We start from the raw sequence: 393 nt of genomic DNA, 5'->3' as shown, positions 1-393 counted from the left end.
AGCTCGCGTTGCTTTCGTTCCGGCAAATGTTCAAGGCTGGTCTTCATGTCTGCTCCGTTTCTGGACGGTACCCTGTATGGTCCATTGTAAACTTCTTTGAAACTCCGATTTTTGGCAGCCACCAATCGAATGCGTGCGCCCGCTACTGTTTGTCGCGCCTCGCCTGCAATATCTCTTTCCACTCATTCGGCACCCTTTGGCGCCTATCCCTCCTCCGCCGTGCGATCAGCCTGCGCCTATCGCCCTCCCCGCATTGGTCCGTTTGTTTCCCTATTCAAACACGAGCAATTGCCATTTGGCGACTACTACTTTTAGTAGTCGAAACACCCGTTCGATGTTGCTAGCGTCACCACCGGTAAACAGACAAGGGCGCACTTACGACTTGCCACGCAT

At 53.4% G+C, this 393-nt stretch carries 1 protein-coding gene; it reads right to left on the bottom strand.

Annotated elements, in window-relative coordinates:
- On the bottom strand, window positions 1–182 hold a 182-nt coding region (locus tag AGR1_RS29820; protein WP_210248770.1), incomplete at its 3' end, for a hypothetical protein.
- Between the last annotated feature and the right edge of the window lie 211 nt (window positions 183–393).

This window comes from Agrobacterium sp. B1(2019), from assembly GCF_008274755.1.
Taxonomy (GTDB): Bacteria; Pseudomonadota; Alphaproteobacteria; order Rhizobiales; family Rhizobiaceae; genus Agrobacterium; species Agrobacterium salinitolerans.
Note: the sequence above shows the minus strand (reverse complement) of the source record. Positions and strands in the feature narration are given on the sequence as shown.